Annotated in this window: 11 protein-coding genes; 8 read left to right on the top strand and 3 right to left on the bottom strand. The window is 74.4% G+C overall.

What is annotated here, in order from left to right:
* Window positions 1-10: 10 nt before the first annotated feature.
* Both boxB and boxC read right to left on the bottom strand, forming a co-directional pair.
* Window positions 11-1,423, bottom strand: coding sequence for a benzoyl-CoA 2,3-epoxidase subunit BoxB (boxB, locus tag FB558_RS39245; protein WP_142063604.1), 1,413 nt, complete (start codon window positions 1,421-1,423; stop codon window positions 11-13).
* A 1-nt stretch (window position 1,424) separates the two neighbouring features.
* Window positions 1,425-3,101: a 2,3-epoxybenzoyl-CoA dihydrolase gene (gene boxC / locus FB558_RS39240; RefSeq protein WP_142063601.1), complete on the bottom strand. Its 1,677-nt coding sequence runs from the start codon at window positions 3,099-3,101 to the stop codon at window positions 1,425-1,427.
* 211 nt (window positions 3,102-3,312) lie between these two features.
* On the opposite strand from boxC, the gene FB558_RS39235 reads away from it, so the two are divergent.
* Window positions 3,313-4,191: a DUF559 domain-containing protein gene (locus FB558_RS39235; RefSeq protein WP_170231766.1), complete on the top strand. Its 879-nt coding sequence runs from the start codon at window positions 3,313-3,315 to the stop codon at window positions 4,189-4,191.
* Window positions 4,192-4,258: 67 nt separating this feature from the next.
* Here the strand turns inward: FB558_RS39235 and FB558_RS39230 are convergent, their stop codons facing one another.
* Window positions 4,259-5,854, bottom strand: a complete 1,596-nt coding sequence (locus FB558_RS39230; protein ID WP_142063595.1) for a benzoate-CoA ligase family protein — start codon at window positions 5,852-5,854, stop codon at window positions 4,259-4,261.
* 159 nt (window positions 5,855-6,013) lie between these two features.
* On the opposite strand from FB558_RS39230, the gene FB558_RS39225 reads away from it, so the two are divergent.
* From FB558_RS39225 to FB558_RS39195, 7 genes are all read left to right on the top strand, one after another.
* Window positions 6,014-7,135 (top strand): NDMA-dependent alcohol dehydrogenase, encoded by a 1,122-nt coding sequence (locus tag FB558_RS39225; RefSeq protein ID WP_142063592.1) that lies wholly within the window; start codon window positions 6,014-6,016, stop codon window positions 7,133-7,135.
* Window positions 7,116-9,005, top strand: a complete 1,890-nt coding sequence (locus tag FB558_RS39220; protein WP_142063589.1) for an AAA family ATPase — start codon at window positions 7,116-7,118, stop codon at window positions 9,003-9,005. Before FB558_RS39225 ends, FB558_RS39220 begins: the two co-directional genes overlap by 20 nt.
* 371 nt (window positions 9,006-9,376) lie before the next feature.
* Window positions 9,377-10,534 carry a hypothetical protein gene (locus tag FB558_RS39215; RefSeq protein ID WP_142063586.1) on the top strand — a complete coding sequence of 386 codons (1,158 nt, stop codon included), beginning with the start codon at window positions 9,377-9,379 and terminating at the stop codon, window positions 10,532-10,534.
* Window positions 10,531-12,846 carry a serine/threonine-protein kinase gene (locus FB558_RS39210; RefSeq protein WP_142063584.1) on the top strand — a complete coding sequence of 772 codons (2,316 nt, stop codon included), beginning with the start codon at window positions 10,531-10,533 and terminating at the stop codon, window positions 12,844-12,846. Before FB558_RS39215 ends, FB558_RS39210 begins: the two co-directional genes overlap by 4 nt.
* 2 nt (window positions 12,847-12,848) lie before the next feature.
* Window positions 12,849-13,841 (top strand): PP2C family protein-serine/threonine phosphatase, encoded by a 993-nt coding sequence (locus FB558_RS39205; RefSeq protein ID WP_211367175.1) that lies wholly within the window; start codon window positions 12,849-12,851, stop codon window positions 13,839-13,841.
* Window positions 13,841-15,133, top strand: a complete 1,293-nt coding sequence (locus FB558_RS39200) for a VWA domain-containing protein (RefSeq protein ID WP_142063581.1) — start codon at window positions 13,841-13,843, stop codon at window positions 15,131-15,133. The genes FB558_RS39205 and FB558_RS39200 overlap by 1 nt, the downstream gene beginning before the upstream one ends.
* Before the next feature lie 3 nt (window positions 15,134-15,136).
* Window positions 15,137-15,799 carry an FHA domain-containing protein gene (locus FB558_RS39195; RefSeq protein WP_142063578.1) on the top strand — a complete coding sequence of 221 codons (663 nt, stop codon included), beginning with the start codon at window positions 15,137-15,139 and terminating at the stop codon, window positions 15,797-15,799.
* The last annotated feature ends 47 nt before the right edge of the window (window positions 15,800-15,846 follow it).

Below are 15,846 nucleotides of genomic sequence, written 5' to 3'. Positions count from 1 at the left end.
GGGGCGGGGCTCAGGGGAAGCGCACGTACTCGTACTCCACGGGCTTGTCGTTGATGCCCTTGGAGGGCGGTGCGATCCAGCCGGCGATCTTGCCGGGCTCGTAGACCGGGCGCATCAGGCTCCGCACGTGGGTCTTGTCGGCCTCGCTGGGCAGCCAGCGGTCCTTGCTCGCCTCCCAGACGTCCGCGCCGATCAGGTCGCCCTTCGGCGTGACGTGGTGGTCGGCGAACTGGCCCACCTCGCGGTTGAACCCGACGTGCGGCAGGTACAGCCGCCGCGTGATGCCGGCCTTGTCGAGCACGCGGTTCCAGCGCTTGAGCCCGGTCTCGCAGTCGGCGATGTACTCGCGGCGCAGGTCGTGGTTCAGCGCCAGCAGCGCGGACACCTCGTCCGTGGTGATCTCCCCGTCGCGCACGACGTCGATGTGCGCGGCGTCCTCGGTGAGGACGTGGTCGTCCTTGCGGCGCTCCTCCTGCCAGCGGCCCTTGAGCCCGGCGGTGAAGTAGTTCGCGGCGTTGGTGGAGCGTTCGGAGCCGAACAGGTCCAGCGACACCGAGTAGTGGAAGTTGATGTACTTCTGGACGACGTCGAGCGGGATGCCCCCGTGCGGGGCGATGTCCTCGGTGTCGTACTCGCGCATCAGCTCGGCCGTGCGCGCCACCACGCGGTCGACACCCGTGGTGCCGACGAACATGTGGTGCGCCTCCTCCTTGAGCATGAACTCGCAGGTGCGCGACAGCGGGTCGAACGCCGACTCCTTCAGCGTGCCGAGCTGGTACTTCCCGTCCCGGTCGGTGAAGTAGGTGAACATGAAGAACGACAGCCAGTCCGGCGTCTCCTCGTTGAAGGCGCCGAGGATGCGGGGGCTGTCCAGATCGCCGGAGTTGCGGTGCAGCAGCGCCTCGGCCTCCTCCCGCCCGGCGCGGCCGAAGTAGGCGTGCAGCAGGTAGACCATCGCCCAGAGGTGGCGGCCCTCCTCGACGTTGACCTGGAAGAGGTTGCGCAGGTCGTACAGCGACGGCGCGGTCTCGCCGAGGCGGCGCTGCTGCTCCACCGAAGCCGGTTCCGTGTCGCCCTGGATGACGATGAGGCGCTGCAGGTCGGCGCGGTACTCGCCGGGCACCTGCTGCCACACCGGCTCGCCCTTCTGCTCACCGAAGGCGATGCGGCGGTCGCTGTTGCGCTCGGCGAGGAAGACGCCCCAGCGGTACTCGTCCATCGGCACGTGGTCGAAGTGCGCCCACCCCTCGCGCCCGACGGCCACGGCCGTGCGCAGGTAGACGTCCTCCGTGGGCACGGCCGGGCCCATCGTCTTCCACCAGTTCAGGAAGTTGGGCTGCCACGACTCCAGCGCGCGCTGCAGCTTGCGGTCGCCCGCCAGGTCGACGTTGTTCGGGATCTTCTCGGAGTAGTCGATCGACATGTCACACCCGCCTGCGGTCGAAGTCGGCCCTGCGGCCCGTGCCGTACCGGCGCAGCGCGCCCTCGGGGCCCGCCGCGTTGGGTCGTACGAAGATCCAGTTCTGCCATGCGGAGAGCCGCGCGAAGATCCGCGTCTCCATGGTCTCCGGGCCGACGAACCGGTGGTTGGCCTCCATGCCGGTGAGGGCGTCCGGGCTCAGCGCCGCCCGCTCCTCCAGCAGGATCCGGATCTCGTCCTCCCAGTCGATGTCGTCGGGGGCGTCGGTGACCAGGCCCAGCTCCAGCGCCTCGGCGGCGTCGATCCGGCGGCCGGTCTCCTGGCGCAGCTTGGCCACGTGGTCGTCGTCGCCGTAGAACCGCGAGGCGAGCCGGGAGAGGCCGTTGCCCATCGGGAACGTGCCGAAGTTGCTGTCGGACAACACGATCTGGGCCGGCTCGCCCTCCTGGGAGTCCTCCTCGAGGAAGCCGTCGAGCACGTACTGCCGGTCGCAGGCCAGCGCGAGCTCCAGCAGCGCCCCGGCGAAGCACGAGCCGGGCTCGATCAGCGCGATCAGCGAGCGGGAGGTGACGTCGAGCCGCTTGAGCACCCGCTTGAAGTAGTGCCGGACCTCGTTGACCAGCCAGTCGCGGGAATGCTCGGCGATCACCCGCTCGAACGCCAGCGCGTCCTCGACGTCGCCCTTCGTGCGGACGACCCACGTGCCGAGCTCCTGCTCGTTGGCGCGCAGCCGCAGCACCAGGTCGTCCAGCTCGCGGGTCATGGCGAGCGGCCAGAAGTCCGCGCCCAGCTCGTGCACGCGGCCCACGGTGTCGGGCACGTCGCCCTCCGGGCCGTGCACCGTGATCTCGACCAAGCCCGCGTTCCGGTCGAACCGCGCCTCGACGTGCCGGTAGCGGATGCCGTCGGCGCCCTCCTCCCGCTGCAGCGGGGGCAGCTCGATCCCGCGGGCGTCGGCCGGGCGGGAGGAGCGCGCGGCGGCCTCGGCGGCGCGCTCGGCCACGGTCTCGTCCCAGCGCCGCTTCGGGACCACCTCGTCGACGAGCCGCCACTCGACGGCCTGCTTCCCGCGGATGCCCTCCGAGCGGGTGGCGAAGACGTCGGCGCGGTCCTTGCGCACCCGGCGCTTGTCGGTGACGCGGGTGAGCCCGCCGGTGCCGGGCAGCACGCCGAGCAGCGGCACCTCCGGCAACGCGACGGCCGAGGAGTTGTCGTCGACCAGCAGGATCTGCTCGCACGCCAACGCCATCTCGTACCCGCCGCCGGCCGCGGTGCCGTTCAGTGCGGCGATCCAGGTCTGGCCCGAGTGGGCCGTGGCGTCCTCGATCTCGTTGCGGGTCTCGTTGGTGAACTTGCAGAAGTTCACCTTCCACGGGTGGCTGCTCTGGGCCAGCATCCGGATGTTGGCGCCCGCGCAGAAGTTGCGGTCCTTCGCGCTGGTGAGCACGACGGCCCGCACCTGCGGGTGGGAGAAGCGCAGCCGCTGGACGGCGTCGTGCAGCTCGATGTCGACGCCCAGGTCGTAGCTGTTCATCTTCAGCTCGTAGCCGGGCACCAGCCCGCCGTCCTCGGCGACGTCGAGGCGCAGGTAGGCGACCTCACCCTGCACGTCGAGCTGCCAGTGGCGGTAGGAGCCCGGATCGGCGTCGAAGGAGACGGCCGGTTCTGCGCTGCTGGTCATCGGTGACGGACCTCCTGCGGCGGCGCGGGGACCTGCGTCAGTCTACAGTCAAGCGACAGAACGGCAAGTGGATGTAGAACGTCGAGCATGATCAGGAGTTCGGCGCATTCGCGGGCGGATTCCGCCCGGGAACGCGCCGAACTCCTGATCATGATGGTGAGTTCGGCGAAACGGCCACGGGGCGCGCCTGCCGCGGGCGATGCTGCCGGTCATGGCCGACCTCCTCGCGCTCATCGCCGCCCAGGACGGCCTGGTCACCACCGCCCAGCTCGTGCGGTGCGGCCTCGACGAGAGCGTGCTGCGGCGGCGGGCCCGGGAGCAGGGGTGGTCCCGGCTCGCCCCGCGGGTCTACCTGGCTGCGGGGCACCGGCTCACCGACCGGGCGCGCATCCGGGCCGCGGGGCTGTGGGGCGGGGAGTACGCGACCGTCTGCGGACCGGCTGCGGCGTGGTGGCACGGGTTCCTGGGGAGTGCGCCGGCCGAGATCGCGGTGACCGTGCCGCGGCGGCTCGGGTTGCGCGGCTACCCCGGCGTGCGGGTCCGCCGCCGCGACCTCGCCGACCTCGACCGGGCCCACGTCGACGGCATCTGGTGCACCGCGGCGCCGCTGGCGGTCCTGGAGACCGCGGCAACCCTTCCCGACGGTTCGGCCTTCCTCGATCGTGCTCTGCAGAAGCACGTCAGGTTCGACGAGCTCTACCAGGCGTACTGCCGGAACATGGCTGCCTACGGCGCTGCGCGCACCGGCGCCCTGCTCATCGCAGCCGCCGACCGCGCCGACTCGGCTGCTGAGCGGCGACTGATCGCCCTCCTCCGCGGTGCCGGGTTGACCGGCTGGCAGCGGGGCGTGCCGTTCGAGCGCTGGACGATCGATGTCGCGTTCCCGGACGCGAAGGTGGCCATCGAGTTCGACGGGTGGGCCCACCACTCCGACGTGGACCGCTTCCGGGCCGACCGGCAGAAGGGCAACGCACTCGTCCGTGCCGGCTGGAAGCTCCTCCGCTTCACCTGGCACGACCTCGTGAACCGACCGCAGTACGTGATCGCCGAGATCCGCGCCGCGCTGGTCGCCGCCCACGCCCGCGCATGATCAGAACTTCGGCGCAATCGCGGGCGGAATCCGCCCGGGAACGCGCCGACCTCGCGATCACGGCGGGTCAGGCCTTGGCCTCCGCCACCTCCGACGCCGTCGTCGGTGCCGGGGTCAGCTCGGCCTTCGCCTGCTCGCGGAGGCGGTAGCGCTGGATCTTGCCCGTGCCCGTGCGGGGGAGCTGCTCGACCTGGACGACCGCGCGGGGGCGCTTGAACGCCGCCAGGCCCGCGCGGCAGAAGGCGATCACCTCGTCCGGGTCGACCGTCGCGCCGGGGCGGGCGACGACGTAGGCCACCGGCTTGTCCAGGCCGTCCTCGTCCGGCACCCCCACGACGACGGCCTCGGCCAGGGCGGGGTGTTCCAGCAGCCGGGCCTCGACCTCGGTGGGGCTCACCCAGATCCCGCCGACCTTGAGCACGTCGTCCGCGCGGCCGAGGCAGGTCCAGCTGCCGTCCTCGCCCCGCACGTACTGGTCGCCGGTGCGCATCCACTCGCCGTGGAACACCGCGCGGTTGACGCTGGTGCGGCACCAGTAGCCGGTGCACAGCGACTCGCCCGCGACGTAGAGCATCCCCGGCTCGCCTGCGCCGTCGATCACGCTGCCGTCGTGGCGGCGCAGCTGCACCTCGTAGCCGGGCACCGGGAAGCCGGAGCTGCCCGGCACCACCTTGCCCGCGATGTTGGAGATGAAGATGTGCAGGGCCTCGGTGGAGCCGATGCCGTCGAGGATCTCGAAGCCGTACTGCTCGCGGACGCCGTGGAACATGCGCGCCGGGAGGGTCTCACCTGCCGAGACCCCGTTGCGGACGGTCGCGAAGGCCTCGCGCGGCAGGTCGGCGGCCATCAGCGGGCCCCAGAAGCTCGGGCCGCCGAAGAAGAGCGTGACGCCGTGCTCGGCCACCCGCTGCGCGTACAGCCCCGGGTGCGGCCGCGACGGCTCCAGCACGCTGCTCGCGCCCACCGAGAGCGGGAAGAACAGCGAGTTGCCGATGCCGTAGGCGAAGAACAGCTTCGCCACCGACAGGCAGACGTCGTCGCGGCCGACGCCGAGCACCTGGGCGCCGTAGGTCTCGCAGACGTGGCGGATGTCGGTGTGGCGGTGCATCGCGCCCTTCGGCGTCCCCGTGGTGCCGGAGGTGTAGAGCCACAGCGCGGGCGACTCGTCCCACGTCGGGTACGGCGCGGCGAGCGGTTCGGCGCTCCGCAGCGCCTCCCAGGTGAGGCCGGTCGTGCCCGGCACGTCGGGCGCGGTGTCGCCGGTGAGCACCACGTGCCGCAGGTCGGGGGCGTCGGCCGCGGCCGTCGTCACCTGCTCGGCGAACTGCGGGCTGCCCACCAGCACCCGGGCGCGGGAGTCGACGACGAGGGTCGCCAGCTCGCGGGCGGTGAGCATCGTCGACGCGGGCACGGCGACCGCGCCCAGGTACATGGCGGCGAGGATGCCGGTGGCGAGCTCGACGTCGTCGGCCATGCACAGCAGGACGCGTTCCTCGGGGCGAACCCCGATCCCGGCCAGGCCCGCGGCGACCCGCCGGACCTCGGCCGTGAGCTCGGCGTAGGTGTGCGTACCGCGGTGGTGGCGCAGCGCCACCCGATCGGCGTCTCCGGCGTCGACGCGGCGCTCGGTGAGATAGGAAGCGGCGTTGAACAGTTCCGTCATGGGAGCGGCTCCGGTCCGATCACGGGTGGGTCCGAACTCTACTGTCCGCTCACGCTGCGTCAACGTTCCGTAGAAGATCCGCCTCCTCGGTGCTTCCCCCACCCATGCACACGCTGCTATGAACGACGGAGATCCGACCGCTCTTCAAGGGAGAAGACATTGCAGACGCGTGGCGCGATCATCCGGCAGGCACCGGGCACGTACGAGGTCGTGGATCTCGAGATCGACGACCCCCGTGAGAACGAGGTCCAGGTCCAGATGGTGGCGTCGGGCCTGTGCCACTCCGACGACCACATGGCCACCGGGGACATGAAGCCGGGCATCTACCCGTTCGCGGGCGGGCACGAGGGCGCCGGCATCGTCACGAAGGCGGGCATCAACGGCAAGGGGCTCAAGGAGGGCGACCACGTCGTCTTCTCGTTCCTGCCGGCCTGCGGGCACTGCCGCTGGTGTGCCTCGGGCATGCAGAACCTCTGCGACCTCGGCGCCACCTTGCTGTCGGGGGCGCGCTGGGGTGATCCCACCGACTTCCGGGTGAAGCTCGCCGACAGCGGCCAGCCGGTGGGCCAGATGTGCGGCATCTCGACGTTCCTGCAGACCACCACGGTGTCCGCGGACTCCGCGGTGAAGGTTCCCGACGACATCCCGTTGGACAAGGCCTGCCTGGTGGGATGCGGTGTCGGCACCGGGTGGGGCTCCGCGGTCAACGCCGCGCAGGTGCAGCCCGGCCACACCGTGATCATCATGGGCATCGGCGGGATCGGCATCAACGCGGTGCAGGGCGCCGCGCACGCCGGCGCGTCGAACATCATCGCCGTCGACCCGGTCGCGTTCAAGCGGGAGAAGGCGCAGGAGCTCGGCGCCACGCACGCGGTGGAGTCCATGGACGAGGCCACCGAGCTCGCCAGGCAGTTCACCAACGGGCAGGGGGCCGACTCCGCGATCGTCACCGTCGGCGTCACCACCTCCGAGCACGTCGCGCAGGCCTTCGGGGCTATCCGGAAGGCGGGGACCGCCGTCGTGACCGGGTTGGGTGACATGACGGAGTCGAACCTCCCGATCTCGATCGCCGAGCTGACGCTGTTCCAGAAGCGGCTGCAGGGCGCCATGTTCGGCATGTCCAACCCGAACTGGGACATCCTGCGCCAGCTGCAGCTCTACCGCGACGGCGTGCTCAAGCTCGACGAGCTGGTCACCAAGACCTACTCGCTCGACGAGATCGCGCAGGGCTACCAGGACATGCACGACGGCAAGAACATCCGTGGCGTCATCGTCTACTGAGCGGAGCGCAGGCGGAGCGAGCATCGGTGCTGAGCGGAGCCTCGGCGGAGCGAACATCGGCACCGGGCCCGACGTCGCCGTCGTCGGCCTGCGTCGCGAGCGCGAGGTCCTCACCGTCGCGCTCGCGACCGGCCGGCACGTGGTCATCGAGGGCCCGCCGGGCACCGGCAAGTCCACGCTGTTGCGCGCGATCGCCCGCGACGCCGGCCAGAGCGTCGTGTTCGTCGAGGGCAACGCGGAGCTGACGCCCGCGCGGCTGGTGGGGCAGTACGACCCGGCGCAGGTGCTGGCGGAGGGCTACCTCGCGGCGAGCTTCGTCGACGGGCCCCTGCTCACGGCCATGCGGGAGGGCGGGCTGCTCTACCTGGAGGAGCTCAACCGGGTCCCCGAGGAGACGCTCAACGTCCTCATCACCGTGCTCACCGAGGGCGAGATCGCCGTCCCGCGGCTGGGCACCGTGCACGCCGGCAAGGACTTCCGGCTGATCGCGGCGATGAACCCGTTCGACGCGATCGGCACGGCCAGGGTGAGCCAGGCGATCGCCGACCGGATGTGCCGCGTCGTGCTGGGCTACCAGGACGAACCGGCGGAACGGGCGATCACGAGCGCCGTCACCGCCCTGGACGGCCCGGTCGTCACGCTGGCGGTGGCGCTGGCCCGGGCCACGCGCGGGCACCGCGACGTCCGGATGGGGTCGTCGGTGCGCGGCGCGATCGACCTCGCGCTGGTGCTCACCGGGCTCGCCGACCTGCGCGGAGAGCCGACGCCGGAGCGGGAGACGGCGCGCGACGCGGCGTACGCGGCGTTGTCGGGCCGCATCCGGATCGCCGACGGGGTGGACCGCACCCCGGAGTCGGTGATCGACGAGCTGCTCGACGAGCTCTGGACCGACGACACCGACGAGGCGCCGCCGGACGGCCCGGGAAAAGCTGAGGGCCCGCCGGACTCCCCGGCGGGCTTCCGGCCGCGGTCGCGCCCGGGACGCGACCGCTCCGGACGCACGCAGGGCCGCGCCCAGCTCGCGGCGCAGCACGCGGCGTTCGACGAGGTGTCGCCCGAGACCGGCACGCTCGACGCCGCGGCGTTCGACGCGCTGCTCGCCCGCGACCCCGAGGCCGCGGCCGCGCTGCTCGCCGACCTCGCCGTGGCCACCGACGAGGACCTGCGCGCCGCGGCCCGCCGGCTCGCCGGCCGGGTGTTCCTGCGGCTCGGACGGGTCGGGCGCAGCCGGGCCCGCGGCACCCGTCGGCTCGCGCCCGCCCGCGGCGGGGAGGGCGACCTCGACCTGGACCGCACGCTCGACGGCTGGCAGCCCGGCCCCACCCGGCGGCCCACCGACCTCGTCACGCGCAGCTGGACGGCCCGTCGCCGGGCCGTCGCGCTCCTCGTCGACGTGTCGGGGTCCATGCAGGGCCGTGCGGTCGCCCTGGCCGCCGTGGCCGCCGCCGGGGTCGTGCTCGCCGAGCAGGGCGCGCTCGTCCCGGCCGTGCTCGCGTTCGGGGCGGGCGTGCGGGTGTTGCAGGAGCAGGGCGTGCGGCGCCCGCCCGAGGAGCTGCTGTCCGAGCTCGTCGCGCTGCGCGGCCACGGCACCACCGACCTCGCGGGCGGCCTGCGGGCGGCGTCACGGCAGCTGGCCGGGGCCGTGGCCGACGAGCGGCTCGTCGTGCTGCTGTCGGACTGCCTGCCCACCGCGGGCGGCGAGCCCGCGGGCGCGCTCGGCGGGATCGACCGGCTGCACGTGCTCGTCCCGCTCGGGGGCGCCGAGCCCGAGGCCGCCGCCGCGGCGCTCGCGGCCCGTGGGGGCGGGAGCGCGCAGACGGTGCACCGGCTCGCGGAGGTGGGCCCGGCGCTGACGCGCGTCCTGGCCTGAGCGACGGGAGCCCGCGGGGCTCCGGTCACCCCGCACCCGTCGCACACCGACTTCTGCGCTCACACACCGACTGCAGTCGATGTGCGAGCACCGGAATCGGTGTGCGAGGCCGCGTCGCCGCCGCGCCGCCGCGCTGCCGCCGTGCCGGTCGCACATCGACTTCTGCGCTCACGCACCGACTGCAGTCGGTGCGTGAGCGCCGTTATCGGTGTGCGAGCCCTCGGACGCCGCACGGCGGGCGGGGCAGTGAGCCGCCGGTCGCGATCCACCCCTCGGCGCTCGACGACGCGCTACTCTCCGACAGACGATCGGGGGGTCGTCCGGGCAGGGCCGCCCTCCGCCACCGGTGGATGCGGGGGGCGCGGTACCGGATGACCGACGACCTGAACGCGGAGCTCGCGCGCCGCCTCGACGACGAACAGCGCATGGCCACCGCGCTCGTCGAGCTCGAGCGCCGCCCGGGGCACGTCCTGCTGGCCGGCATCACGCCCACCGGCCTCACCGCCCAGCAGTGGGCGGTGGCGAGCGATGCGCTGGCCCGCCTGTGGCAGGACTTCGCCATCTACCGAGGAGTGCTGGCGGCGGCGCGGGACGAGGCCGAGCCGGCGGCGCTGCACCGGCTGCTGCGCGAGCCGTCGGTCGAGGTGGGCCGCACGGTCGTCGAGCGCAGGCTCACCGGCGACGTCGAGCGGGTCGAGACGCTCACGCTGGAGCAGCTGAGCGCGCGGATGGAGGCTGCGTTCCGCGTCGTCGACGAGGTGGTGGAGGCGTGCGGTGCGCTGCACGGGGCCTTCCTCACCGGCCTCGCCCCGCTGGCCGAGCGGCTGGGGGCAGCCCGTGCGCTCGCCGCGGAGCTGGGGGCCGGGGTGGGCGAGCTGGCCGTCCTCACGGCGAAGGTCGACGACCTCGACCGGACCTGCGCCGCCGATCCGCTCTCGCTCGCGGGCCAGCCACCCGCCGAGGTGCTGGCGGCGCTCGCGGCGGAGATCGCGGAGGTGTCGGCCCGGCTCGGCGCGATCGCCGCGGTCCGGGACGGCTGGGACGCCACCGTCGCCGGCCTCGAGGCCGCCCTCGGCATGCTCGCGGACCTCGGGGAGCAGGAACGGCAGGCCAGGGCGCTGGCCGCGGAGCGGATCGCGGGCCCGCCGCTGACCGCCCCTCCCGACCGGCTGCCGGCGCTGCGGCAGCGGCTCGCGACGTTGTCCGGCCCGGTCGGCTGGCCCGCGCGGGCCGCGGGCCTCGACGCGCTGCACCGCGCCGTCGACGAGGCGGAGCGCGAGCTGCGCGCGGCCCACGCGCTCGCCGCGGGGCTGCTGGAGCGGCGGGCCGAGCTGCGCGGGCGGTTCGAGTCGTTCCGGGCCAAGGCCACGCGCCTCGGGCACGCCGAGGAGCCCGACCTCCTGCGGATCGACGGCGACGTCCGGCGGCTGCTGTGGAGCAGGCCCTGCGACCTCGCCGCCGCCACGCGGGCGCTCCTCGACTACCAGCGGCTGCTGCAGCAGGTGGCCGGGCAGGGGCGGACGGCGTGACGGCCGCGGACGGCGCGCCCTGCGCCCGCCCCGGGTGCGCGGGCACGCTGCAGGACGGCTACTGCGACGAGTGCGGTCACGCCCCCGCGCAGGCCGGCGCGTCGACGGGCGGCGCGTCCGGCGCCACGGTGGACCCCGGCACGGCGGCGTGGAGCCCGTCCACGGGATCGGGCACGGCCGCGTGGAGCCCCTCCACCGGCACGGCGGCGTCCACCGGGCCCTCCACCGGCACGAGCGGGAGCAGGCCGTCGCGGCGCGGTACCGGGCGCACGTCCACGTCGAGCTCCGCGGGCGGGCGGCTGGGCGCCGGGCTGGTCGACGTGCCCCCGGTACCCCAGGTCGACCCGTCCAGCGCCCTGCTCATCGACCCGCAGGTGCCGGAGCACAAGCGGGTCTGCAGCCGCTGCGGCGGTCCGGTGGGCCGGAGCAAGGACGGCAGGCCGGGCCGGGTCGAGGGGTTCTGCCCGCGGGACGGCGCCCCGTTCTCGTTCCGCCCGAAGCTCGAGCCCGGCGTGCTGGTCGACGGCCAGTACGAGGTGCAGGGCTGCCTCGCCCACGGCGGCCTGGGCTGGATCTACCTGGCGCTGGACCGCAAGGTGAGCGACCGCTGGGTGGTGCTGAAGGGCCTGCTCGACTCGGGCGACGCCGACGCGATGGCCGCCGCGGCCGCGGAGGCGCGCTTCCTCGCCCAGATCCGGCACCCGGACATCGTCACGATCCACAACTTCGCCCAGCACCCCGGCGACGACGGCACGCCCGTCGGCTACATCGTCATGGAGTACGTCGGCGGGGTGTCGCTCAAGCAGCTGCTCGAGGATCGCCGGCGCCCGGACGGCACGCTCGAGCCGCTGCCGGTCGCCCAGGCGATCGCCTACGCGATCGAGATCCTCCCGGCGCTGGGCTTCCTGCACTCCCGCGGGCTCGCCTACTGCGACTTCAAGCCGGAGAACGTGATCCAGTACGAGCGGCAGCTGAAGCTCATCGACCTGGGCGCGGTGATCCGCCTCGACGACGAGCGCAGCCCCGTCTACGGCACCATCGGCTACCAGGCTCCGGAGATCGCGACGGTGGGCCCGTCGCCGAGCTCGGACGTGCACACCGTCGGTCGCACCCTCGCCGTGCTCACGCTCGGCATCCCCCCGGCGCGGCGCGGCGTGCCGACCCCGCTGCCGGAGCCCTCCGAGAACCCGGTGCTCGCCCGGCACGAGTCGTTCCACCGGCTGCTGCGCCGCGCCACCGACCCCGACCCGCTGCGGCGTTTCGGCTCGGCCGAGGAGATGGCCGACCAGCTGGGCGGGGTGCTGCGCGAGGTGCTCGCGGCCGAGGGCGGCCACCCGGCGCCGCGCACCTCCACGATCTTCGGGCCGCGGCACGGGGACTTCGCCCCCGACCTGCTCGCCGCCGCGGGCGAGCCGGGCCGCCCGGAGCCGGCGCAGGTCGCGGCCCGGTTGCCGGATCCCGTGGCCGGGGGCGACCCGGCCTCCTCGCTGCTCGTCGCGGCGTCGAGCGTCGATCTGGACGACGTGCGGCGCATGCTGGCGTCGTCCGCGCAGCAGGGCACCGAGATGCGGCTGATGCTGCTGCGGGCACACCTGGGCGCGGGCGACCCCGACGCCGCCACCGAGGTGCTCGACGGGCTCGGCGGCGACGACCTCGACGACTGGCGGCGGGAGTGGTTCCGCGGTGTCATCGCGCTGTCGGCCGGCCGGACCGACGCGGCCTGCGCGGCCTTCGACACCGTCTACGCCACGCTGCCGGGGGAGATGGTGCCGAAGCTGGCGCTGGCCGCCGCCGCCGAGTGCGCCGGGCAGGACGCGGTGGCCGGCCACCACTACGGGCTGGTCGCCCGCCCGGACCCGAGCATCGCCGACGCCGCCTTCGGGCTGGCGCGGGTGCTGGCGCGGGCGGGAGACCGGGCCGGCGCGGTCGCCGCGCTCGACGCGATCCCCGAGACGTCCAGCCGGTACGTCGCCGCGCAGCTCGCGGCCGTGCAGGTCGTCCTGCTGGGGTGCGCTCCCGCCGAGGTGGAGGAGGCCGAGCTGCGGTCGGCCGCCGACCGGGTCGAGCGGCTGGCGCTCGCACCGGCAACCGACCTGCAGGTGCGGGCGTCGCTGCTGGTGCCGGCCGTGGAGCTGGTGTCCGTGGCCGGCGAGGGTGGTGCGCCGTTCCTCGGGTGCCCGTGGCGGGAACGGGACCTGCGGTTCGCGCTCGAGCGCTGCTTGCGCACCTCGGCGCGGCTCACCACGGACCGGGCGGAACGCATCGGGCTGGTCGACCGGGCCAACGCGGTGCGCCCGCTCACCTGGGTGTAGCGGTGGGGTGTCCCGAGTGCGGTGAGCCGGTGGGGCCCGAGGACCGGTTCTGCGAAGCGTGCGGCACCGACCTGCTGCGCCGTACCGGCAGCACGGCGCCTGCGGCGTCCCCGGTGGCCTGCGCCGGGTGCGGCGAGCCCGCGTCGGAGGACGAGTACTGCCAGGGCTGCGGGCTGCGCCGCCGCGACGGCACGGAGCGCGTGGAGCTCGACCTCGAGGTGCTCGCGGGCGTCAGCGACCGGGGGCTGGTGCACGCCCGCAACGAGGACGCCGTGGCGGTGGGGCGGCTCCGCGACGGGCCGACGGCGGCGGTCGTCTGCGACGGCGTCTCCAGCGTGCACCGGCCCGAACTGGCCTCCCGCGCCGCCGCCGACACGGCCTTGGAGGCGTTGCTGGCCTGCGACGACACGCGGCCGGCGGCGGAACGGGTGCGGGCCGCGGTGGCCGCGGCCGCCGCCGCGGTGGCCGGGCTCCCGGCGCCCCCCGGTGCCGAGCCGCCGTCGTGCACGCTCGTCTGCGCCCTTGTCCATGGGCCCGAGTCGGACGGGCCCGAGATCACCATCGGGTGGGTGGGGGACAGCCGGGCCTACTGGCTCGCCGCCACGCAGGCGGGCGAACCGGCGCGGCTGCTGACCCGGGACCACGCCTGGGCTGGGGAGAAGGTCGCGAGGGGCGAGCTCGACCCCGCCGAGGCCGCGCACCACCCGCTTGCCCACGCGATCACGCGCTGGCTCGGCGCCGACGGCGAGCCCGAACCCGACCTCGTCACGCTGCGGCCCGCCGGGCCCGGCGCGCTGCTGCTGTGCTCCGACGGGCTCTGGAACTACCTGCCCGACGCGGCGGACCTCGCCGCGCTCGCCCTGCCCGTGCTCGACGGTGCGGGGCCCCTCGCCGCCGCCACCGCGCTCACCGCCGTCGCCCTGGACGCGGGCGGCCGCGACAACATCACCGTGGTCGTCGTTCCCGTCCGCCCCCGCACCGAGAGGAGCTCGTGATGACCGACGCGCCGGGATTCACCGTCGAGGTCGACCAGAACATCCACCTGCCCGCGGGCGGCACCCAGGTCGACGCGATCCTCACGGTGACGGCGGGCGGCGGGATCACCGGCCCCGCGCCCGCGTCCGACGTCCTCGAAATGATCATCGTGGACTGCTCGACGTCGATGACCGGGCAGAAGATCCGGTACGCGCGGCAGGCCACGATCGCCGCGATCGACGCGCTGCGCGACGGCGTGTCGTTCACGGTGATCGCCGGCACCCACTTCGCCACGCAGATCTACCCGCCGCGTCCCGGCACCGCGACGGCCGACGCCGCCACCCGCGCCGAGGCGGCGGCGCAGGTCGCCACGCTGCGCGCGGACGGTGGCACCGCGATCGGCGCCTGGCTCACGCTCGCGGCGCGCACGGCCGACGCGCACCCGGGCTCGATCAGGCACGCGATCCTGCTCACCGACGGTCAGAACGGCGAGGAGGAGGACGACTTCGCACGCGGGCTGGACGGGGCGCTGGGCCGGTTCACCTGCGACTGCCGGGGCGTGGGCACCGACTGGCGCGTCGTCGAGCTGCGGCGGATCGCCTCGGCGCTGCTCGGCACGATCGACATCGTGGCCGACCCGGCGCACCTGGCCGCCGACTTCCAGGCGGTCATGGGCGCGGCGATGGGCAAGGGCGTCGCCGACGTCGCCCTGCGGCTGTGGACCCCGCGCGGGGCGAGCGTGCGGTTCGTCAAGCAGGTGAGCCCCACGGTCGAGGACCTCACCGACCGGCGCAGCCCGTCCGGCGCTCTCACCGGGGACTACCCGCTGGGGGCCTGGGGCGCGGAGAGCCGCGAGTACCACGTCCAGGTCGAGGTCGCTCCCGGCGCGGTCGGGGACGAGGTGCTGGCCACCCGCGCGAGCCTGCTGCGCTCCGGCTCCGACGAGGTGCTCGGGCAGGGGCTCGTGCGCGCGGTGTGGACCGACGACGCGGCGCTGTCCAGCCGGATCGCCCGCGGTGTCGCGCACTACACCGGCCAGGCCGAGCTGGCCGAGGCGATCCAGGAAGGCGTGGCCGCGCACCAGGCGGGGGACCGGTCCACGGCGACGGCCCGGCTGGGGCGGGCGGTCGCGCTGGCCGCGGCGTCCGGGAACGACGACACGGCCCGGTTGTTGGAGGAGGTGGTCGAGGTGATCGACGCGCCGTCGGGCACCGTGCGGCTGCGCGACGAGGCCACCGAGGCGGGCGTGATGACCCTCGACACCCGCTCGACCAAGACCGTCCGCGTCCGCGGCGGCGAGCAGGGGGCCTGACCCGTGCCGACCTGCCCGGCCGGGCACGACTCGGCCACCACCGACTACTGCGACGAGTGCGGCGCACCGATGGGCGCCGCGAGCGGTGGCGATCCCGCCGCCACGGCCGCGCTCGGTGCGGTCCCGCCCGCCGAGAAGCGCTGCCCCGCGTGCGGCGAGCCGCGCGACGGCCGCTTCTGCGAGGTCTGCGGGCACGACGCGGAACGCCCCGTGCCCGCGGCGCCGGGAGCGCCGGCGCCGCCGACCGACCCCGCCGCGCCACCCTGGACCGCGGTCGTGCGGGCCGACCGCGAGTGGTTCGACCGGGTCCGCGCCCGCGGCGGCGCCGGGGCTGCGGCGCTGGAGTTCCCGCCCTACTGCCCGGAGCGCCGGTTCGTGCTGTCCGGGGCGCAGCTGGCGATCGGGCGCCGCAGCCGCTCACGCGGCGTGGAGCCCGAGATCGACCTGTCCGGGCCCCCGCTGGACCCCGGGGTCTCCACGCTGCACGCACTGCTGCTGGCGCAGCCGGACGGGGGATGGCAGCTCGTCGACCTGGAGTCGACCAACGGCACCGTGCTGAACGATGCCGCCGACCCGATCGCGCCGAACCGCCCGGTCCCGCTGACGCCGGGCGACCGCATCCGGCTGGGGGCGTGGACGACGATCACGGTGAGCGCGCCACGCTAGCGATCACGCCCCGAGCACCTTGGAGCCCTACTGCTGTTTTTCGGGCC

The sequence above is a fragment of the Pseudonocardia kunmingensis genome (genome assembly GCF_006716445.1).
Lineage (GTDB): Bacteria > Actinomycetota > Actinomycetes > Mycobacteriales > Pseudonocardiaceae > Pseudonocardia > Pseudonocardia kunmingensis.
This window is presented reverse-complemented; position numbering and strand designations above follow the sequence as displayed.